General features: G+C 66.8%; 22 protein-coding genes, 3 tRNA genes and 1 pseudogene. 8 read left to right on the top strand and 18 right to left on the bottom strand.

The features are described from left to right. Nucleotides 1-25: 25 nt before the first annotated feature. The 8 genes from ACZ42P_RS01160 to ACZ42P_RS01195 all read left to right on the top strand — a co-directional run bounded on the left by ACZ42P_RS01160 (nucleotide 26) and on the right by ACZ42P_RS01195 (nucleotide 6,576). A complete protein-coding gene (locus ACZ42P_RS01160) occupies nucleotides 26-1,333 on the top strand; it encodes an aminodeoxychorismate synthase component I (protein WP_464898279.1) in 1,308 nt (435 codons plus the stop codon). Continuing rightward, the gene (gene pabC, locus ACZ42P_RS01165) at nucleotides 1,330-2,160 is read left to right on the top strand and encodes an aminodeoxychorismate lyase (protein ID WP_464898280.1); all 831 of its coding nucleotides are present in this window, start codon (nucleotides 1,330-1,332) and stop codon (nucleotides 2,158-2,160) included. The genes ACZ42P_RS01160 and pabC overlap by 4 nt, the downstream gene beginning before the upstream one ends. After that, nucleotides 2,153-3,136 (top strand): endolytic transglycosylase MltG, encoded by a 984-nt coding sequence (gene mltG / locus ACZ42P_RS01170; protein ID WP_464898281.1) that lies wholly within the window; start codon nucleotides 2,153-2,155, stop codon nucleotides 3,134-3,136. Before pabC ends, mltG begins: the two co-directional genes overlap by 8 nt. Before the next feature lie 2 nt (nucleotides 3,137-3,138). After that, entirely contained in the window at nucleotides 3,139-3,747 is a 609-nt protein-coding gene (gene tmk / locus ACZ42P_RS01175; protein WP_464898282.1) for a dTMP kinase, read from the top strand. Next, the gene (holB, locus tag ACZ42P_RS01180; protein ID WP_464898283.1) at nucleotides 3,747-4,739 is read left to right on the top strand and encodes a DNA polymerase III subunit delta'; all 993 of its coding nucleotides are present in this window, start codon (nucleotides 3,747-3,749) and stop codon (nucleotides 4,737-4,739) included. The genes tmk and holB overlap by 1 nt, the downstream gene beginning before the upstream one ends. Beyond that, a complete protein-coding gene (locus ACZ42P_RS01185; protein WP_464898284.1) occupies nucleotides 4,732-5,106 on the top strand; it encodes a PilZ domain-containing protein in 375 nt (124 codons plus the stop codon). The genes holB and ACZ42P_RS01185 overlap by 8 nt, the downstream gene beginning before the upstream one ends. 56 nt (nucleotides 5,107-5,162) lie before the next feature. Then, entirely contained in the window at nucleotides 5,163-5,933 is a 771-nt protein-coding gene (locus ACZ42P_RS01190; RefSeq protein ID WP_464898285.1) for a TatD family hydrolase, read from the top strand. Nucleotides 5,934-6,000: 67 nt separating this feature from the next. Then, entirely contained in the window at nucleotides 6,001-6,576 is a 576-nt protein-coding gene (locus ACZ42P_RS01195) for an ankyrin repeat domain-containing protein (RefSeq protein ID WP_464898286.1), read from the top strand. A 216-nt stretch (nucleotides 6,577-6,792) separates the two neighbouring features. On the opposite strand, the gene ACZ42P_RS01200 is transcribed toward ACZ42P_RS01195, so the two are convergent. From ACZ42P_RS01200 to lepA, 18 genes and pseudogenes are all read right to left on the bottom strand, one after another. Beyond that, nucleotides 6,793-7,014: a hypothetical protein gene (locus ACZ42P_RS01200; RefSeq protein ID WP_464898287.1), complete on the bottom strand. Its 222-nt coding sequence runs from the start codon at nucleotides 7,012-7,014 to the stop codon at nucleotides 6,793-6,795. A 289-nt stretch (nucleotides 7,015-7,303) separates the two neighbouring features. Then, a tRNA-Leu gene (locus tag ACZ42P_RS01205) sits at nucleotides 7,304-7,391 on the bottom strand. 5 nt (nucleotides 7,392-7,396) lie between these two features. Then, a tRNA-Cys gene (locus tag ACZ42P_RS01210) sits at nucleotides 7,397-7,470 on the bottom strand. 107 nt (nucleotides 7,471-7,577) lie between these two features. Continuing rightward, nucleotides 7,578-7,653, bottom strand: a tRNA-Gly gene (locus ACZ42P_RS01215). A 54-nt stretch (nucleotides 7,654-7,707) separates the two neighbouring features. After that, on the bottom strand, nucleotides 7,708-8,277 hold the full coding sequence (pgsA, locus tag ACZ42P_RS01220) for a CDP-diacylglycerol--glycerol-3-phosphate 3-phosphatidyltransferase (RefSeq protein WP_464898288.1): 570 nt from the start codon (nucleotides 8,275-8,277) through the stop codon (nucleotides 7,708-7,710). A gap of 3 nt (nucleotides 8,278-8,280) precedes the next feature. Continuing rightward, the gene (gene uvrC / locus ACZ42P_RS01225; protein ID WP_464898289.1) at nucleotides 8,281-10,080 is read right to left on the bottom strand and encodes an excinuclease ABC subunit UvrC; all 1,800 of its coding nucleotides are present in this window, start codon (nucleotides 10,078-10,080) and stop codon (nucleotides 8,281-8,283) included. A gap of 40 nt (nucleotides 10,081-10,120) precedes the next feature. Further along, nucleotides 10,121-10,309: a tautomerase family protein gene (locus ACZ42P_RS01230; protein WP_464898290.1), complete on the bottom strand. Its 189-nt coding sequence runs from the start codon at nucleotides 10,307-10,309 to the stop codon at nucleotides 10,121-10,123. Between the two features lies 1 nt (nucleotide 10,310). Next, the gene (locus tag ACZ42P_RS01235; RefSeq protein WP_464898291.1) at nucleotides 10,311-10,943 is read right to left on the bottom strand and encodes a uracil-DNA glycosylase; all 633 of its coding nucleotides are present in this window, start codon (nucleotides 10,941-10,943) and stop codon (nucleotides 10,311-10,313) included. Beyond that, nucleotides 10,940-11,872, bottom strand: a complete 933-nt coding sequence (locus ACZ42P_RS01240; protein WP_464898292.1) for a cation diffusion facilitator family transporter — start codon at nucleotides 11,870-11,872, stop codon at nucleotides 10,940-10,942. Before ACZ42P_RS01240 ends, ACZ42P_RS01235 begins: the two co-directional genes overlap by 4 nt. Then, a complete protein-coding gene (gene nagZ / locus ACZ42P_RS01245) occupies nucleotides 11,859-12,938 on the bottom strand; it encodes a beta-N-acetylhexosaminidase (protein WP_464898293.1) in 1,080 nt (359 codons plus the stop codon). The genes ACZ42P_RS01240 and nagZ overlap by 14 nt, the downstream gene beginning before the upstream one ends. Next, nucleotides 12,935-13,321: a holo-ACP synthase gene (acpS, locus tag ACZ42P_RS01250; protein WP_464898294.1), complete on the bottom strand. Its 387-nt coding sequence runs from the start codon at nucleotides 13,319-13,321 to the stop codon at nucleotides 12,935-12,937. Before acpS ends, nagZ begins: the two co-directional genes overlap by 4 nt. Before the next feature lie 7 nt (nucleotides 13,322-13,328). Continuing rightward, the gene (gene pdxJ / locus ACZ42P_RS01255) at nucleotides 13,329-14,057 is read right to left on the bottom strand and encodes a pyridoxine 5'-phosphate synthase (RefSeq protein WP_464898295.1); all 729 of its coding nucleotides are present in this window, start codon (nucleotides 14,055-14,057) and stop codon (nucleotides 13,329-13,331) included. After that, a complete protein-coding gene (recO, locus tag ACZ42P_RS01260; RefSeq protein WP_464898296.1) occupies nucleotides 14,054-14,776 on the bottom strand; it encodes a DNA repair protein RecO in 723 nt (240 codons plus the stop codon). The genes pdxJ and recO overlap by 4 nt, the downstream gene beginning before the upstream one ends. 3 nt (nucleotides 14,777-14,779) lie before the next feature. Further along, nucleotides 14,780-15,676, bottom strand: coding sequence for a GTPase Era (gene era / locus ACZ42P_RS01265; protein WP_464898297.1), 897 nt, complete (start codon nucleotides 15,674-15,676; stop codon nucleotides 14,780-14,782). A gap of 17 nt (nucleotides 15,677-15,693) precedes the next feature. Next, nucleotides 15,694-16,362 (bottom strand): annotated as a pseudogene (rnc, locus tag ACZ42P_RS01270) (ribonuclease III); the annotation flags it as partial. Continuing rightward, complete coding sequence (locus ACZ42P_RS01275) at nucleotides 16,359-16,739, bottom strand: DUF4845 domain-containing protein (protein ID WP_464898298.1); 381 nt, start codon at nucleotides 16,737-16,739, stop codon at nucleotides 16,359-16,361. The gene ACZ42P_RS01275 and the pseudogene rnc, both read right to left, overlap by 4 nt. Nucleotides 16,740-16,750: 11 nt before the next feature. Next, complete coding sequence (gene lepB / locus ACZ42P_RS01280; protein WP_464898299.1) at nucleotides 16,751-17,554, bottom strand: signal peptidase I; 804 nt, start codon at nucleotides 17,552-17,554, stop codon at nucleotides 16,751-16,753. Between the two features lie 78 nt (nucleotides 17,555-17,632). Further along, a complete protein-coding gene (lepA, locus tag ACZ42P_RS01285) occupies nucleotides 17,633-19,426 on the bottom strand; it encodes a translation elongation factor 4 (RefSeq protein WP_464898300.1) in 1,794 nt (597 codons plus the stop codon). Between the last annotated feature and the right edge of the window lie 230 nt (nucleotides 19,427-19,656).

A 19,656-nucleotide genomic window follows, 5' to 3' on the forward strand; every position in this document is an offset into this window, starting at 1 on the left:
CAGCATCCGGCGCGCGGGGTTGTTCGTGATCGCAGTCCCGCTGCCGGCCGTGCCGGACCTGCTGGCCCTGCACGCCACCCGGCCGGGGCGCTATCCCTATTTGTTGCACACGGGGGGCGGAGCGGCCGGGTGGGACATCCTGTTCGCCTGTCCCCGCACCGTCCGTCTCTTTGCCGCCGACGAAAGCGGTGTGCTCGATGCCCTGCACGCCGCCTGGCGCGGGGAGGGCGGGGCGGCGCCCGCGCCCGTTGGCCTGCCTTTCACCGGGGGCTGGTTCCTCTACCTGGGCTATGAGGTCCTGCACGAGATCGAGCCCCGCGTTGTACCCCGGCCCGGTTCCTGGACTTTGCCCAAAGCCGTGTTGAGCCGGGTACCCGCCGCCCTCCTGGTGGACCAGGCCCAGGGGCAGGCATGGCTCGTGGCGGAGGACCAGGCCTGCCGCGAGGCCATCGAAGCCGACCTGGCTGCGCCCACGGCCTGGCACCCCACGCCGGTGGCGGCGGAAAGCGTCGAGGAAGATGCGCCGGAAACCTTTCTGCGGGGCGTGGAGCGCATCCTCCACTACATTCGCGAGGGGGATGTGTTCCAGGTGAACCTGGCAAGGCGCTGGCGGGCTACGCTGGCGGCGGGGGCGGGACCGGCGGATGTGTTGGCGGCCCTGGACCGGCACAATCCAGCCCCGTTTGCCGGCAGCGCGGTGTTCGGCACGGCAGCCATCGTCAGTTCCTCGCCGGAACGGCTGGTCAGGGTGCGGGACGGTCTGATCGAAACCCGCCCCATTGCCGGCACGCGGCCCCGCGCCGCCGATCCGGCGGCGGATTCCGCCCTGCGGCGCGAACTGCTGGCCACCGCCAAGGAACGGGCGGAGCACATCATGCTCGTGGATCTGGAACGCAACGATCTCGGGCGGGTGTGTATGCCGGGCAGCGTGGAAGTGCCGGCGTTGCTGGAGCTGGCGAGCTATGCCCACGTGCACCATCTGGAGTCCACGGTGCGGGGACGCCTGCGTCCCGACGTGGAGCCGGCGGCGGTGGTGCGCGCCCTGTTTCCCGGCGGTACCATCACCGGCTGTCCCAAGGTGCGCTGCATGCAGATCATCCGCGAACTGGAGGCTGCCCCCCGCCAGGCCTACACGGGGAGCATGGGATATCTGAACCGGGACGGCAGCATGGACCTCAACATTCTCATCCGCAGTTTCATGGTCCGGGGCCACCAGGTGGAATTCTGGGCCGGCGCCGGCATCGTCGCCGACTCCCGCCCCGAGCGGGAGCTTTCGGAAACCCGCGCCAAGGTCCGCGGCCTGCTGCGGGCCCTGGGCAGGCTGGCGTCATGACGGCTGCCCTGCCGGAAGTGCTGGTCAACGGCGTGCCGGCGAGCCAGGTGGCCGTCCTGGACCGCGGCCTCATGTATGGTGACGGCGTGTTCCGCACGCTGCGGGTGGCAGGGGGCCAACTGCGACACTGGGCGCGCCATTACCGACGCCTTGCGGCCGACTGCGAACGGTTGGCCATCGCGCCGCCTCCCCGGGCCCTGCTGGAAGAGGAGCTGGTCCGGCTCACGCGCGGCGTGCCGGAGTGCGTGGTGAAGATCGTGGTGACCCGGGGCGAGGGCAGCCGGGGCTATGCGCCGCCCCGGGAAGCGCACCCCACCCGCATCCTGCTGCGCACCCCGCCCCCGGCTTACCCAGCCCACTACCGTGAGGCGGGCGTGCGCCTGCATCTGTGCCGGCTGCGCCTGGCGCACCAGCCGCGGCTCGCGGGCGTCAAGCACCTCAACCGCCTGGAAAACGTGCTGGCCCGCGCGGAATGGTCGGATCCGGACGTGCCGGAAGGCCTGCTGCTGGATGCCGAGGACCACGTGATCGAAGGCACCATGAGCAATGTCTTCATGCGCACGGGCTCGCGGCTGGTCACACCGGAGCTGGATCGCTGTGGCGTGGCGGGCGTGCAGCGGGAATGCATCCTGGAGGCTGCGCCGCGTCTGGGGCTCACCTGTGAGGTGCGCCGCTTCGGGTTGAGCGAGCTGTTGGCGGCGGAGGAGGTGTTGGTGTGCAACAGCGTCATCGGCCTGTGGCCGGTGCGGGCCCTGGGGGAGCACAGCTGGCGCCCCGGCAGCCTGGTGGCGGATCTCTCCCCTATCGTGGAGGCGCTCGATGCTTAGGCGACTGCTGCTGGTGGCCCTGGGGGCAGGGCTGGTGTTGGCGGGCTGGCTGGCCTGGTTCGCCTTGGGCAGGCTGTCCCTGCCCCAGACGCCGTTCGCCTTCGAGGTCCAGCCCGGCAGCAGCGTCAGGAGCGTGGCGCGCCAGTTGAGCGCCGCAGGCCTGTTGCGCGAGCCCTGGAGCCTGGTGGCGCTGGTGCGGCTCACGGGCAAGGCAGGGGCGGTGAAGGCGGGCAACTATCTCCTCGAACAACCGCCCACCGGGCTGGAGCTCTACCGGATGCTCACCCGCGGCGAAGTGCGCCCCAGTGAGATCCGTTTCATCGAAGGCTGGACCTTCCGCCAGCTGCGTGAGGCCTTGGACGCCCATCCCGCCCTGCGCCATGAGACCGCCGGCCTGACCGACGCAGAAATTCTGCGCCGGCTGGGGATCGAGGCGCCCCACGCCGAAGGACTGTTTTTCCCGGATACCTATTATTTCGGCGCCGGCGTGAGCGATCTGTCCATCCTGCGCAGGGCGCATGCGCTGCTGGCGGAGCATCTGGACCGGGCGTGGCAGACACGGGATCCCGGGCTGCCCTATCGGACGCCCTACGAGGCCCTGATCATGGCCTCCATCGTGGAAAAGGAGACCGGTGTCGCGGCCGAGCGTCCCCTCATCGCCGGCGTGTTCGTGAACCGCCTGCGTCTGGGCATGCGTCTGCAGACCGACCCCACCGTGATCTACGGCCTGGGCGAGGCGTTCGACGGCAACCTTCGGCGCAGCCACCTGCAGGAGGACGGCCCCTACAATACCTACACGCGTGCGGGGCTGCCGCCCACGCCCATCTGTCTGCCGGGGCTTGGGGCCATTCAGGCCGCCCTGCATCCGGCGCGAACGCGCGCCCTTTATTTCGTCAGCCGGGGGGACGGGAGCCATGTCTTTTCCGACACCCTGGAGGCGCACAACCGGGCCGTGGCCCGCTATCAGCTGAGGTGAGGATGAGGGGAAAATTCATCACGCTCGAGGGCATAGACGGGGCGGGCAAGAGCACCCACCTGCCCTGGATCGCCGACTGGCTGCGGGCCCGTGGCCATCAGGTGGTGGTCACCCGGGAGCCCGGCGGCACGCCCCTGGGGGAAATGCTGCGCGATCTGCTCCTTTCCCAGTCCATGCACCGGGAGACGGAGACCCTGCTCATGTTCGCGGCGCGCCGGGAACACATCGACAAGGTGATCCGGCCGGCCATGGAGAAGGGCCACTGGGTGATTTCCGACCGTTTCACCGATGCCACCTTCGCCTACCAGGGCGGCGGGCGCGGCATTCCCCTGGCCAAACTGGAAGTTCTGGAGCAGTGGGTGCAGGAGGGACTCGAGCCCGATCTCACGCTCCTCTTCGACGTGCCCCCGGAAGTGAGCGAGGCCCGACTGGCGCTCAACGCCACCCGCGACCGCTTCGAACATGAGAAGCGGGATTTCTTTGCAAGGGTGCGGGAAGCCTACCTGGCGCGGGCGCGCGCCTGTCCCGGGCGCATGCGCGTGGTGGACGGCGGCCGTTCCGTGGCGGCCATCCGGGCGGAACTGGAGACCATCCTGCAGGGATTGGCCTGATGCCCCTTCATCCCTGGCAGAAGGCGCTCTGGCTGCAACTGACCCGGACGCGGGAGCGGTTGCCCCATGCCCTGCTGCTGCAAGGCCGGCGGGGCACCGGCAAGCGCGATTTCGCCCTGGCCCTGGCGCACTGGCTGTTGTGCGAGGCGCCGGTCGGCGACCAGCCCTGCGGTCGCTGCCGGGCCTGTCACCTGGTCGCGGTGGGCAACCACCCCGACCTGCGCCTGATCGAGCCGCTGGAAGGGGAGGAGGAGGGGCGGGCGATGCGCCAGATCGCCATCGCCCAGGTACGGGAGCTGGCGGATTTCGTGGGACTCACCAGCCACCAGCAGGGGCGCCGGGTGATCGTGATACATCCCGCGGAGGCCATGAATCCGGCGGCGGCCAACGCCCTCCTCAAGACTTTGGAGGAACCGGCCGACAATACGGTATTCCTGCTGGTGAGCCACCAGCCCCGGCAGTTGCTCCCTACCGTGGTGAGCCGCTGCCGGACGGTGGCCCTGCCGCTGCCGGACGAGCGGACGGCGCGCGCCTGGCTGGAGACCCAGGGGGTGACGGATGCGGGACTGTGTCTCGCCCTTGCGGGCGGTGCGCCGCTGGAGGCCCTGCGTTACGCGGACGGTGAGTATCTGGCGGCGCGCCGGGCGTTTCTGGCGGCCCTGGCGGAACCGGTGCGGCTCGACTGGCTCAAGCTGGCGGAGCAGGGGGCGCGCCAGGAAGCTTCCGGCCAGATCGCCAGCCAGATCGAATGGCTGCAGAAATGGCTCTACGATCTGCTCGCGGTCCGGCTGGCCGGGCGGGTACGCTACAACCCGGATTTCGCGCCACGCTTGCGGGAACTGGGGGCAGGGGTTAACGTTAACGCCTTGCTGCGTTTCGCGCGGGAGCTGGAGGGGGTGCGCCGCCACCTGCACCATCCCCTGAACCCGCAGCTCCTGCTGGAAAGGGTTTTTTCCGGATACCAACGGGCGGTGATGACGCAAAATGGCTGATCTCCAGAACAAGCCGGCAGGCGGCGGGGCACGTCCCGGCGTGCTGTCCCTGAGCATCAAGGAAAAGTCCGCGCTTTATGCGGCCTACATGCCATTCCTCAAGCATGGCGGGATTTTCATTCCCACCACCAAGCCCTACCGTCTGGGGGACGAGGTGTTCATGCTGCTCACCCTCATGAACGATCCCAACAAACTGCCGGTGGCCGGCCGCGTGGTCTGGATCACTCCCGCCGGGGCCCAGGGTGGCAAGACCCAGGGCATCGGCGTGGAATTCGCGGCCAATGAAAGCGGCACCGCCGCCCGCAACAAGATCGAGGGGCTGTTGGGCGGCTCCCTCAAGTCCAGCCGGCCCACCCACACCATGTGACGCGGGCGCCGGGACGATTCCCCGCCCGCGGCCACTGTTTTCCCTTTGTGCTTCCCATGTTCGTCGACTCCCATTGCCATTTGGATTTTCCCGAGCTCGCGGCCCAGACCGAAGAGGTGCTGGCCCGCATGGCCGCCAACGGGGTGACCCACGCCCTGTGTGTGGGGGTGGACCTGCCGGATTTTCCCCGAGTGAAGACCCTGGCCGAGACCCACCCAAACCTGTTTGCCTCCGTGGGGGTCCACCCCGACTACACGGACACGCCCGAACCCAGCGTGGCGGAACTGGTGGCTCTGGCCAATCACCCGCGGGTGGTGGCCATCGGTGAGACGGGGCTCGATTATTTCCGCCTCAAGGGGGATCTGGAATGGCAGCGGGAGCGTTTCCGCACCCATATCCGCGCGGCGCGGGAGGCAGGCAAACCCCTCATCATCCACAGCCGGGAAGCAGCGGCCGACACCCTGCGCCTGCTGCGTGAGGAGAAAGCAGACGAGGTGGGGGGCGTCATGCACTGTTTCACCGAGAGCTGGGAGGTGGCGGAGGCCGCCATGGAGCTGGGCTTCTACATTTCCTTTTCCGGCATCGTGACCTTCAAGAATGCCGAAGCGCTCAGGGAAGTGGCCCGGCGCGTTCCCCTGGAGCGCATGCTGATCGAGACCGATTCCCCGTATCTGGCCCCAGTTCCCCTCCGGGGCAAGACCAATGAACCTGCCTACGTGCGTCACGTGGCCGAGGAAATCGCCCGCGTCAAGGCGATCGACGTGGCCGAGGTGGGACGCGTCACATCTGGAAACTTCTTTAAGTTATTCAAGCAAGCGATTGTTTAATAAAGCTATTAGGTCGCTATTCCTATGCGCCTGGGCCCTTGCCGGGGCCGCCTGGGCGGGCGACATCGTGGACGATATCCGGCAGGCCATCCAGATCGATGATGCCGCCGGGGTGCGGTTGCAGCTGGCCCGGGGCGCGGACGTGAACCTTGCGGACGAGCACGGCGACACGCTGCTCATGCTGGCGGTGCGGGAGGAAAGCGCGGCATCCGTCGGCCTTCTGTTGGCTGCCGGGGCCCGCATCAACCAGGCCAATGCCGTGGGCGACACGGCCCTGCACCTGGCGGCTTGGAACGGCAACCCCAACATTGTGCGCATGCTGCTGGACCAGGGCGCGTCGGTGGCGGCCAATCCGAGGGGGTGGACGCCACTCATGTACGCAGCCTATGCCGGTCACGATGGTGCAGTGAAATTGCTGCTGGAGGCCGCGTCTCTCGTCAACGCCGCCACCCAGGCCGGGCTCACCGCGCTCATGCTGGCCGCCATGAAGGGTCACGAGGACATCGTGCGCCGGCTGCTCGCGGCGGGTGCCGATCCGCGCCGGGTGTCCGCGGATGGCAAGACCGCGCGGACATTGGCGCTGGAAAACGGCAACACCGACGTGGCGGACATCCTGGCGGCCGCGGAAGCGCGTGCAAGGTAGAAAGGGCACGGCCTGGACCGGCCCGGGGCATGACGCGCCACCGCCCTGGGGCCCCGTGGATACGCATAATGTATATTATGTCAAATCGTAGCTGAACCCCACGATTATGGCTGGACGGCATGTCGGGCCCCTCCCTTGCGCCTGGTGTCACGTGGAAAACGGCAGGCGGTGTCGGAGCCGGCGGCCCTGGCAGGAAAGCCAGGCCGGCTGACCGGCTCAGGCCAAGGGTGCCTTGGCGTTGCGCGGGAAAAGGGCGGCGAAGTAACGCTCCAGCAGGACATCCACGGCTTGCGCCTCGCGCGCGAGGCCCTGTGCCGGGACGCCCGCCCGCGCACCTTCGAAGGCGGCGTTGAGCGCGAGCAGCCGGGCCATGAAGGCGCGTTCCTCGGCGCTCAGGGCGGCAGTGTCGGAGGATCCCGAAATGGCGGAAAGACTCATGGTTCTGGCCGATGCAGGGTGATGTGCTCTGTATCGGCACGCCATGCCGGAACTTGAGGCCGGAAGCAACACCGGGCCGCGTGCTTGAGCAGCGCGGAATACGAAAGCCTGGCTTCGGAAAGATTGGCCGTTTAAAAGCTGCTGGGGTGGCTCCACGGCTGGGCGTGGCGCCCGCGCCCTCCCCTGGCGCCCGTGATGGCTGCGTCCCAGCGGTCGGGGCGCCCTGCATCGCGCCCGCTGCGCGCGTTTCTTCAATGGCCTGTTTACTGGATGGGGCCTGTCTACCGGATGGTGCCCGGAGCCGGAGTCGAACCGGCACGGGCTTTTGGCCCGAGGGATTTTAAGTCCCTTGTGTCTACCTGTTCCACCATCCGGGCGGATGTGGAGGCGGGGGTCGGAATCGAACCGGCGTCCACGGCTTTGCAGGCCGCTGCATAACCACTCTGCCACCCCGCCCTGTCGAACCCAGTGATCGCTTGAACCGCGAGGCAGGCGCGCAGGACACGCGCCCGGTTGAAACTAAAAAGGGAAAACGAAGGGTCTGCCTTCGCTTTCCCTGAATCTGGAGCGGGAAACGAGTCTCGAACTCGCGACCTCAACCTTGGCAAGGTTGCGCTCTACCAACTGAGCTATTCCCGCGTAACCGAGAGGCGCCATTTTACTGAACTTCGTCCCGATGTCAACAAATGCCGTCTATTTGCCGGCGTTTGCCGGGCGCAGCGCCTGCACGAGGTAGTACACCATGGAAGCGATGGTGAGCACCGCCGCCAGGTAGATGAGCCAGGTACCGATCTCGCCCACCGGCAGGCCCGCCACCGGCTCGTGATAGAGCAGCAGCAGGATGGCCACCATCTGGGACGCCGTCTTGATCTTGCCGATCAGGGCCACCGCCACGTTTTTGCCCTGCCCCGCCCCCGCCATCCATTCGCGCAGGGCGGAAATGGCGATTTCCCGGCCGATGATGATGAGGGCGATGAAGCCCTGCACCCGCTGCAGCTCCAGCAGCACGATCAGGGCGGCGGCCACCATCAGCTTGTCCGCCACCGGATCCAGGAAGGCGCCGAAGGGTGACGTCTGGTTGAGGGCGCGCGCCAGATAGCCGTCTAGCCAGTCGGTGACGGCCGCGGCGGCGAAGATGACCGCGGCGCTCAGGTTGAGCAGGTGGCTGTCCAGCCAGCCGGCCGGCAGATAAAACAGCAGGACGAACACCGGGATGAGCAGGATGCGCAGCCAGGTGAGGAGATTCGGCAGGTTGAGGGGCATGGCTCAGTGGAACTGGGCGTAAATCTTTTCCGCCAGGGCGCGGCTGATGCCTTCCACCTTGGTCAGCTCGTCGATGCTGGCGTTGCGCACGCCCTTCACGCCGCCGAAGCGGGTGAGCAGCATCTGCCTGCGTTTCGGCCCCACGCCCGGAATCCCGTCGAGGACGGACTGGGTGCGCGCCTTGCCGCGCCGCGCCCGGTGACCCGTGATGGCGAAACGGTGGGCCTCGTCGCGGATCTGCTGAATGAGGTGCAGGCCCGGATGGTCGGCAGGCAATTGTAGCGGCTTTCGCTCATCGGCAAAAACCAGTTCTTCCAGCCCAGGCTTGCGTTCCGGTCCCTTTGCCACGCCCACCACCTCGACGTCGTTCACGCCCAGTTCCGCCAGCACTGCGCGGGCCACGGCCACCTGTCCCCTGCCGCCGTCGATGAGCAGCAGATCCGGCAGCTTGCCCTCCCCCGCCGTGAGCCGGCGGTAGCGGCGTGTGAGGGCCTCGCGCATCGCGCCGTAATCGTCGCCGGGCACCACGTCCGCGATATTGAAGCGACGGTATTCCGAGGGCTGCAGGGCGAACTCGTCATAGACCACACACGCCGCTACGGTGGCTTCGCCGAGGGTATGGGAGATGTCGAAGCATTCGATACGCCGGGCGGAGTCCGCCAGTCCGAGGGCTTCCTGCAGGGCGGCGAACCGGAGCTGCTGCGTGGTCTGCTGGGACAGGCGCTGGCGAAGGGCGATGCGGGCATTCTGAGCGGCCATTTCCAGCCAGATCCGGCGCTCACCCGAGGCGCGGGACACGATCTGGACCCGCCGACCCGCCCGGCCGGTGAGAAGCGCGGCGAGGGCGCCGCTTTCCACGGCCTCGTTGACCAGGATCAGGGGCGGGGCCGCCTGCTCGGCATAATGGTGGGCGAGAAATGCCTCCAGGACCTGGGCTGGCGTGTGTCCAGCCGCGTTCTGGGGAAACAGTGTCTTGTCTCCCAGATGGCGCCCGGCCCGGATCATGGTCAGGTTCACACAGACCAGGCCGCCCTCTGCCACCACGGCCACCACGTCGGCGTCCAGCCGCCGGCCGCTTTCCACGAACTGGCGTTCCTGCACGGTGCGCAGGGCCTTGATCTGGTCGCGGTAGAACGCTGCCTCCTCATAGGCTTGGGCTTCCGACGCGGCCAGCATCAGGCGTTCCAGCTCGGCCAGCACCTGTTGCTCCCGACCCAGCAGGAACTGGCTGGCCCGTTCCACGTCGCGGGCGTACTCCGCCTCGGAAATGGCGCCCACGCAGGGGCCGCTGCAGCGCTTGATCTGGTAGAGCAGACAGGGACGGGAGCGATGGCTGAATACGCCGTCCTCGCAGGTGCGCAGGCGGAACACCTTCTGCAGCAGCTGCAGGCTCTCGCGCACCGCGTGGGCGCTGGGGTATGGGCCGAAGTAACGGTCCCCCTTCTGCTGGGGTCCGCGGTGCAGCGCGAGGCGCGGGAAGGCATGGCCGGTGAGGACGATGCTGGGATAGGACTTGTCGTCCCGAAACAGGATGTTGTAACGGGGCGTGAGCCCCTTGATCAGGTTGTTCTCGAGCAGGAGCGCCTCGGCCTCGGAACGGGTGACCGTGATTTCGATGTCGGTCACCTGGGCCAGCATGAGCTGGATGCGGGGCGACAGCTGGGTTTTCTGGAAATAGGACGAGACCCGTTTCCTCAGGTCGCGCGCCTTGCCCACATAGAGCACTTCCCCGCCGGCGCCCAGCATGCGGTAGACCCCGGGCAGATGGGGCAGCCCGGCCAGGAATTCCGTGGGGTCGAACATTTGACAATCAACGTGAAAATTAGATTACAAGTCTAGGATTTTACGGCTCTTCGTCGAGCAGCTTGCCGCCGATGGCCCACTGCTCGTCCGGCAGTTCGTCGAAGGCGATGTAGGTGTAGGACTTGGGCTTGTGGGCGATGCGTTCAAGGGTGTCGGTGATTTCCTCGGCAATCCTGCGTTTCTGCTCGCGGGTCAGGGTGCCGGCGATGCGGATGTTCACGTAGGGCATGTCAGCTCCTTTCCAGATGATGGCGAATGGCCTGGAACACGGCGTCGAACATGGCCGGGGTCAGGCGCCGCGTCTGGGTATTGTAGCGGCTGCAGTGGTAGCTATCGAACAGCGTCAGCCGGGGCAGGCGGTGGATCGCACCGTGGGCGAAGGGAAACTCCCGCGGCCGCAGGCGCAGGGCGCGCAGCACCGCCTCGTGGGCGATGGTGCCCAGGGCGAGCACGGCCGAACCATCACAAAGAACTTCAAGTTCGTGCTTCAAGTACTTGTTGCATTTATTGATTTCCTCCGGCATCGGTTTGTTCTGCGGGGGCAGGCATTTCACCGCATTGGTGATCCGGCAGCCCGGGAGCACCAGGCCATCGTCCGCGTGCTCCGATACGGGCCGGCTGGCAAAGCCGTGGCGGTACAGGGTTTCATAGAGCAGGATGCCGGCGTGGTCCCCGGTGAAGGGGCGCCCGGTGCGATTGGCACCATGCAGGCCGGGCGCCAGCCCCACCACCAGCAGGCGCGGCCGTTCGTCGCCGAAGGGAGGCACCGGACGGGCGTGGTAGTCCGGGTGGTCGCGGCGCACCTGGGCAAGAAACGCCGCCAGCCTGGGACAGGCGGTACAGTCCGGGGAGAAGGCGGTCATGGGTGGGGCGGGCCGGACCGGAGGCTGTGCAGGGGGGTGACGGCGCGGGCGGGGGGACGCAGTTCCGGCTGCAGGGTGACGTGCTCGATGCCGAAGCGGTCGTGGAGGAGCTGCTGCATGGCGGCCAGGATGCGCGGCCAGCGGCCGAGGTCTGCCAGCACCACGTGGGCGGAAAGGGCGATGCGGCCGCTGGCCAGGGTCCAGATGTGCAGGTCGTGGACGGACGCGACACCCGGCACCTGCGCCAGGGCCTGGCCCACCTGCGCCAGGTCCAGGGAGGCCGGCACGCCTTCCATGAGCACGTGCAGCGCCTCCCGCAGCAGGCGCAGGGTGGCCACCAGGATCAGCCCCGCCACCACCAGGGAGAGAATGGGATCGGCCGGGGTCCAGCCTGTGAAATAGACCACCGCGCCGGCGGTGAGGGCGGCCAGGGAACCCAGGAGGTCCCCCAGCACGTGGAGCAGCGCCGCATGCACGTTGAGTCCCTCCCCACCCCGGCTCAACACCCAGGCCACGGCGGCGTTGATGGCGAGGCCGATGCCGGCGATGGCCATCACCCAGCCGCCGGCCACCGGCTGGGGATGGCGCAGCCGCTCCACCGCCTCGATGACGATGAACAGGATCACGCCCAGCATCAGCAGCCCATTGGCCAGCCCCCCCACGATTTCCGCCCGGGCCAGGCCGTAGCTGTGGCGGGCCGAGGGGGGACGGCGGGCGATCCAGGCCGCCAGGGCCGCCAGTGCGAGGGAGAAGGCATCGGTGACCATGTGCCCCGCATCCGAGAGCAGGGCCAGGGAGCCGGCCCACCAGCCCCCCGCGGCTTCCACCAGGGCGAAACCCAGGGTGAGCATGAGGGCCCAGCCCAGGGCACGGCCGCTTGCCGGGCGATGGTGATGATGACCGTCGTGGGTGGCTTCAGCGTTGGGCACAGGGATCGCTTCCGGGGGTCAGGGGCAATTCGGCCGTTGCACCGCCGATGCTGCCCACGGCATGCACCGCCGCGGCGTAACGGGCGTCTTCGTGCAGGCGCGTGAGGTCCGGGGCGCCGGGCCGGCCGTGCAGGCGCGCCAGCCGCGCGAGGCTCACCGGCGGTTCGGTCCACTCGAGCCGGTCGAGCACGGCCTGGGCGCCCCGGGGATCGTTGCAGACCAGCACCATGTCGCACCCCGCGCCGAGGGCGGCACGTGCCCGCCCCACCAGGTCGCCCGCCACGCTGGCCCCCTCCATGCTGAGGTCGTCACTGAAGATGACGCCGTCGAAGCCCAGTTCGCCGCGCAGGATGTGTTTCAGCCACACGGGCGAGAAGCCCGCCGGCCGGGCATCCACGCGGGGATAGATGACATGGGCCGGCATGATGGCCGGCAGCCCGTAGTCGATCATCTGCCGGAAGGGAACGAGGTCCGCCAGCTCCAGGTCGGCGCGTTCCCGCTCGTCCACCGGCACGGCCAGGTGGGAATCGGCAGCCACATGGCCATGCCCGGGGAAATGCTTGCCCACCGCCGCCATGCCCGCTTCCTTCATGCCCAGCATGAGGGCGTGGGCCAGCTCCGACACTGCCTGGGGATGGCGGTGGAAGGCACGGTCGCCGATCACGCCGCTGGTGCCCCAGTCCAGATCCAGCACCGGTGTGAAGCTGAAATCCACGCCGCAGGCCCGCAGCTCCGCGGCCAGTACGTAGCCCACCTGGTGCGCCAGCCGGCGCGCGCGCTGGGGATGGGCATCCCAGATCTCCCCAAGGCGGCGCATGGCGGGCAGGCGCGTGAAGCCGTCGCGGAAGCGTTGCACGCGGCCGCCCTCGTGATCCACGCCGATCAGAAGACGGGGCTGGCGCATGTCGTGGATGGCGCGGGTCAGTTCGCGCAGCTGGGCGGGCGAGGCGTAGTTGCGCGCGAACAGGATGACACCCCCCACCAGGGGATGGCGCAGGCGGTCCCGTTCCTCGGGCGTGAGTTCGGTGCCCGAAAGGTCCAGCATGACGGGACCGAGGGGCGTCATGTCGCACGCTCCAGCACGACGAAGGCGGCCACCAGCTCCTTCTCGTCGCTCACGGACAGATGACAGGCGAGGATGCCGCGCGCGGCCAGCCATTCGCCCAGGATCGCATCCCAGGCGAAACCGGGTTTGCCCAGGGCATCGTGGGTGATGCTGAGGCGGGTGAGGGACACCGGGTGTCTCAGTCCCGTGCCGGCGGCTTTGGCGAAGGCTTCCTTGGCGGCGAAGCGTTTGGCCAGAAAGCGTTCCGGAAAAGCGCTGGCCGCGAATTCCGGCAGTTCGCGCGGACTCAGCACGTGGCGCGCGAAGCGTGTCCCGTGGCGCGCCAGGATGGCCGCCATGCGCCGCACTTCCACGATGTCGGTGCCGATCCCGTAGATGGCCATGGAGCTGTCACAAGCCGCGGGCCGCCAGCATCAGGCGCTTCATTTCCCGCACCGCCGCCTCCCAGCCCGAGAACAGGGCCTGGGCGACGATGGCATGGCCGATGTTGAGCTCGCGGATTTCCGGAATGGCTGCGATGCGCTGCACGTTGTGGTAGTGCAGGCCGTGACCGGCGTTGATCTGCAGCCCCAGGGCGGCGCCGAACGCCGCCGCGCTGCGGATGCGTTCGAATTCCCCATCGCATTCCGGGCCGGGTTCCAGGTTGGCGTAGTGGCCGGTGTGGATCTCGATCACGGGCGCGCCCGCCTCCTTGGCCGCGCGCACCTGCTCTTCGTCCGGGGCGATGAACAGGGACACGCGGATGCCGGCCGCCCCCAGCACGGTGCAGGCATGGCGCACGCGGTCGAACTGGCCCACCACGTCCAGCCCGCCCTCGGTGGTGAGTTCCTCGCGCCGTTCCGGCACCAGGCAGGCGTCCTGGGGACGCACCCGCTGGGCGATGGCCAGCATTTCCTCGGTCACCGCCATTTCCAGGTTCATGCGGGTCTGCAGGATCTGGCGCAGGATCTCCACGTCCGCATCCTGGATGTGGCGCCGGTCCTCGCGCAGGTGCAGGGTGATGGCATCGGCCCCCGCGGATTCGGCGATGAGCGCCGCCTGCACGGGACTGGGATAGCGGGTGCCGCGCGCCTGACGCACAGTGGCGATGTGGTCGATGTTGACGCCGAGGTAGATCATAGTTCCTGCAGGTCCATGAGCAGTTGGCGGGTTTGCAGGGCGTCGCCGCCCAGCTGGTGGGCAATCAGCATGCGCATGAGCTGCTTCGCCTGGGCGAGCGTGAGGGGATCGGAGTAATCGTCGCGGGCCAGATCCAGCAGCGTGCGTCCCCGCAATTGTACACCGCCCTCCCCCGCCGCCCGCCGCAGGGGACCATGTTCCGGCTGATAGACGTAAAGGACGTCCGGCGCGATGGGCACGTCGCTGTGGGCTTCGTGCTCCAGCACCAACGCATAGCCCAGCTCCTGCAGCAGGGCCTTCTCGAAGCGGCGCAATACCGGTGCCTGGGGCTGGCGCTGCCCGAGGGCCTGGAGTGCCGTCTGGTAGTGGCCGAACAGCGCGGGATGGGGATCGTCCCGGGGCAGCAGGCGCAGCAGCAGCTCGTTCAGGTAGAAGCCGCACATGAGCGCCGGGCCGGTGAGGGGAAGCTGTCCGCCCTGCCATTCGGCCTGCCTGAGGGTGCGCAGCTCACCCTTGCCGAACCAGGACAGCGTGAGGGGCTGGAAGGGCATGAGCAAGCCGCGCACCGCCGAGCGCGGCCGACGTGCCCCGCGTGCCACCAGGGCCACGCGGCCCGCATCGCGCGCGAAGGCTTCCACGATCAGGCTCGTCTCCCGGTAGGGACGGCTGTGGAGCACGTAGGCAGACTGGTGGTCCTGCGGCCGCTCGGGTGCGGTCATGGCTCAATCGGTATAGCCGAGACTCTTCACCGCCCGTTCATCGTCCGCCCAGCCGCTCTTCACTTTCACCCACAATTCCAGATACACCTTGCCGCCGAACAGACGCTCCAGGTCTTGGCGTGCCTCGCTGCCGATGGCCTTGAGCTTCTCGCCACCCTTGCCGATCACGATGGCCTTCTGGCTCTCTTTCTCCACGATGATCGAGGCATATATACGACGCAGGTTTCCTTCCTGCTCGAATTTGTCGATCATCACCGTGGTGGCGTAAGGCACTTCGTCACCCAGCAGGCGAAACACCTTTTCGCGCACCGTCTCGGCGGCCAGGAAACGCTCGCTGCGGTCAGTGATGTCGTCCTTGTCGTAGAGCGCCGGCCCCTCCGGCAGATAGGGGCGGATCGCGCGCAATAGCTCGGGGATTTGGCTGCCGGTGCGGGCGCTCACGGGCACGATTTCCGCGAACGGGAAGGTGGCGGCCATCTGCTCCAGGAAAGGCAGGAGCTGCGCCTTGTCCTTCACCGTGTCGGTCTTGTTCACCGCCAGGATCACCGGCCGGTCCCGGGGCAGGAGTTTGACCACCTCGGCGTCGCGCGCGTCGTAACGCAGGGCTTCCACCACGAACACCACCACGTCCACCCCTGCCAGGGCATCGGTGACCGTCCTGTTCATGGTGCGGTTAAGGGCGTTGCGGTATTGCAGCTGGAAGCCCGGCGTGTCCACGAACACCCATTGCGCCGTGTCATCGGTATGGATGCCGACGATGCGGTGGCGCGTGGTCTGGGGTTTGCGCGAAACGATGCTGATCTTCTCGCCGACGATGGCGTTGAGCAGGGTGGACTTGCCCACGTTGGGCCGCCCCACGATGGCGATGAAACCGGCACGGAACCCGGCGGGTTCAGTCATGACTGACCGCTCCTGCCGTGCACGACCTCGTAGGCCAGGCGTGCCGCTTCCTGTTCGGCCTTGCGCCGGCTCGAGCCTTCGCCCAGCACGCGGATGTCCAGTTCCGGAATATGGCACTCCACCCGGAAATGCTGCTCATGGGCCTCGCCCTCGGTGGCGACGATGGTGTACTTGGGCAGGCGCAGCTTGCGTCCCTGAAGGAATTCCTGCAGCCGGGTCTTGGGATCCTTGGACAGGGTATGGGGATCCAGGCGCCCGATCACCGGCGCGTACAGTTCGTTGAGCACGCGCTGGGCCTCGGGAAAGCCGCCATCCAGATAGATGGCGCCGACGATGGCCTCCAGGGCATCGGCCAGAATGGAGGGACGGCGGAAGCCACCGCTTTTGAGCTCGCCCTCGCCCAGGAAAAGATAGTCGCCCAGGGACAGGCTTTGAGCGATTTCCGCGAGTGTGGGTTCCTTTACCAGATGCGCACGGACGCGCGACAGCTCGCCTTCGGTCAGGCGCGGGAAGTCGTGGAACAGGCGGGTGGAAATCGCCAGGGACAGGACGCTGTCGCCCAGGAACTCCAGCCGCTCGTTGTGCGGCGTGCCGTAGCTGCGGTGGGTGAGTGCCTGGCGCAGCAGCTTCGGCTCTTTGAAAACATAGCCCAGCTGGCGCGCAAGACGCTTGAGGTCGCCCGTCATTCCACCATCTGGGCCGGCTTGCTGCCGGCTGTGCTGGCGGAAAAGTCCAGCAGCACGCTCACGTTGTAGAACAGTGGGATCTTCTGGGTGTATTCCACGCTCACCACGTTTTCTCCATCCTCCTTGCGGATGTCCAGGTCCTGGGGCGTGACGGCACTCACGTAATCGATGGCAAGCCGGCGCTCGAAGGACTTGCGGATTTCCGCCGGGGTCATGGTGGCGAAACCGGGCTCCTTGGCCATGGTGGCGAGGATCTTCTTCACCGAAAAGAACTCAATATAGGCCGGCACGACCTTGATGCCCACGTACACATAGGTGAGCACCAGGGCCAGCACCACGACCCAGCCGATGAACGTCATGCCCCGTTGATGTTTCATCCCGCTCCCCTTCATTCGATGGATTTGCCGATGCGGCCGAAGTCGTCGAAGTTCATCCAGATCAGGAAGGCGCGCCCGACGATGTTTTCATCCGGCACGAACCCCCAGTAACGGCTGTCGGTGCTGTCGTCCCGATTGTCGCCCATGGCGAAGTAGTAACCGGGCGGCACCACACAGGTGAAGCCGCGTTCATTGTAATCGCAATGATCGCGGTACCGGAAGACACGCACACCCTCCAGCCGCACCGGTGGCTCCTCGGGCTGGATCAGCACGCGATGGGGATGTCCATCCAGGTGTTCCAGATAGAGCTGTGCCACGACATTGTTGAGGCCGGGTTTGACATAGTCGTAGGGCCCGAGGAAATCCAGCCTCACCGGTTTTCCGTTGATGCTGAGCTGCTTGTCGATGTAGCTCACGCGATCGCCCGGCAGACCCACGATACGCTTGATGTAGTCCAGCGAAGGATCCACGGGATAGCGGAATACGGCCACGTCGCCCCGCTGCGGCTGGTTGATCTCGATGATCTTGCGGTTGATCACCGGCAGGCGGATGCCCCAGGTGTACTTGTTGACCAGGATGAAATCACCCGCCTGCAGGGTGGGAATCATGGAACCGGAAGGAATCCGGAACGGCTCCACCAGAAAGGAACGCAGCAGGAACACCACCAGGATCACCGGAAAGAAACTGCGGGAATATTCCACCAGCAGCGGTTCCTTTCGTCCCGCAGACCGGCGCGGCTTGAATGCGATGTGGTCGACGAGCCAGATGGCACCGGTCACTACCAGGGCGATGAACAGGATGAGGGCAAAATTCATGATCCGGAAAACCTCAGTTGACCAAGGTCAGGCACGACGTGCGGGGACAGCTGACGGTGGCATTGGTTGCAGGAAGGATCACTTCCCTTCCACCTGCAAAACGGCGAGGAAGGCTTCCTGCGGAATTTCCACGTTGCCCACCTGTTTCATGCGTTTCTTGCCGGCCTTCTGCTTTTCCAGCAGTTTTTTCTTGCGGGTGACGTCGCCGCCATAGCACTTGGCCAGCACGTTCTTGCGCAGGGCCTTCACTGTCTCACGCGCGATGATGTGGCTGCCGATAGCGGCCTGGATGGCGATGTCGAACATCTGGCGGGGAATGAGTTCCCGCATCTTGGCCGCCAGCTCACGGCCCCGTGCCTGGGCGTTGGATCGGTGCACGATGGTGGACAGGGCATCCACCCGCTCGCCGTTGACGAGGATGTCCAGCTTCACCAGATCCGCGGCGCGGAATTCCTTGAACTCGTAATCCAGGGAGGCATAGCCGCGGGATGTGGATTTCAGCTTGTCGAAGAAATCCACCACCACCTCGTTCATGGGCATTTCGTAGGTGAGCATCACCTGCCGGCCCATGTACTGCATGTTCTTCTGCACGCCTCGCTTCTGGGTGCACAGGGTGATCACATTGCCCACGTAATCCTGGGGCACCAGGATGGTGGCGGTAATGATGGGCTCGCGGATTTCCTGGATTTTGGAGGGGTCCGGCAGACGGGAGGGATTCTCGATTTCCTGCACCGTGCCGTCACGCAGCACGACCTCGTACACCACCGTGGGCGCGGTGATGATGAGGTTCATGTCGTATTCCCGCTCCAGACGCTCCTGCACGATGTCCATGTGCAGCATGCCCAGGAAACCGCAGCGGAAGCCGAAGCCCAGCGCCTGGGAGGTTTCCGGCTCGTACTGCAGCGAGGCGTCGTTCAGGCGCAGTTTTTCCAGGGCATCGCGCAGCGCGTCATACTCGTGGGAATCCACCGGATACAGCCCGGCGAACACCTGCGGTTTGATCTTCTTGAAACCCGGCAGGGGCTCCGTCGCCGGCCGCGTGGCCAGGGTCACCGTATCCCCCACCTGGGCATGGCGCAGCTCCTTGATGCCGGCGATCACGAAGCCCACCTGCCCTGCCGACAGTTCTTCCCGCTGCATGGACTTGGGCGTGAACACGCCCACCTGCTCGCACATATAGGTGGCGCCGGTGGCCATGAGCAGGATCTTGTCCTTGGGCCGGAGCCGGCCATCCACCACACGCACCAGCATCACCACACCCACGTAGTTGTCGAACCAGGAATCGATGACGAGCGCCTTCAGGGGGGCTTCCGGGTCGCCCTGGGGGGGCGGGATCCTGGTCACCACTGCTTCCAGGATGTCCTCGATGCCCAGACCCGTCTTGGCACTGGCACGCACCGCATCATGGGCATCGATGCCGATGATGTCCTCGATTTCCTGGATCACCCGCTCCGGGTCGGCTGCCGGCAGGTCGATCTTGTTGAGCACCGGCACCACTTCCACCCCCTGCTCGATGGCGGTGTAGCAGTTGGCCACGGTCTGGGCTTCCACGCCCTGGGAGGCATCCACTACCAGCAGCGCCCCCTCGCAGGCAGCCAGGGAGCGCGATACCTCGTAGGAAAAATCCACGTGGCCCGGCGTGTCGATCAGGTTCAGGTTGTAAATCTGGCCGTCGCGGGCGTGGTAGGTGAGCGCCGCGGTCTGGGCCTTGATGGTGATGCCCCGTTCCCGTTCCAGGTCCATGGAATCGAGCACCTGCTCGGCCATCTCCCGCTCCGACAGCCCGCCGCAGTGCTGGATGAAGCGGTCCGCCAGCGTGGATTTGCCGTGGTCGATGTGGGCGATGATGGAAAAGTTGCGGATGTTCTTCATTGCGACCCATCAAATCCGGATGGTCCCTTGGACCGGCGCGTGCCCGGTGTGCGCGGCACATCGATGCAGACGCGGTGAGCCGTGGAGGGCCGGGGACCCGGGCGGGCCTCGCTCGCCTCTCTAGCGGTCATTTTGCGCGCCAGTCCCCGGCCGGGTGTCCCAGCTGGCCTGCGACCGTCGCGCGCAAACGGCCTCACCCACGGGCGGTGCACCCTCCCGCGTCACAATGC

It is taken from the genome of Thiobacter subterraneus, assembly GCF_055379455.1.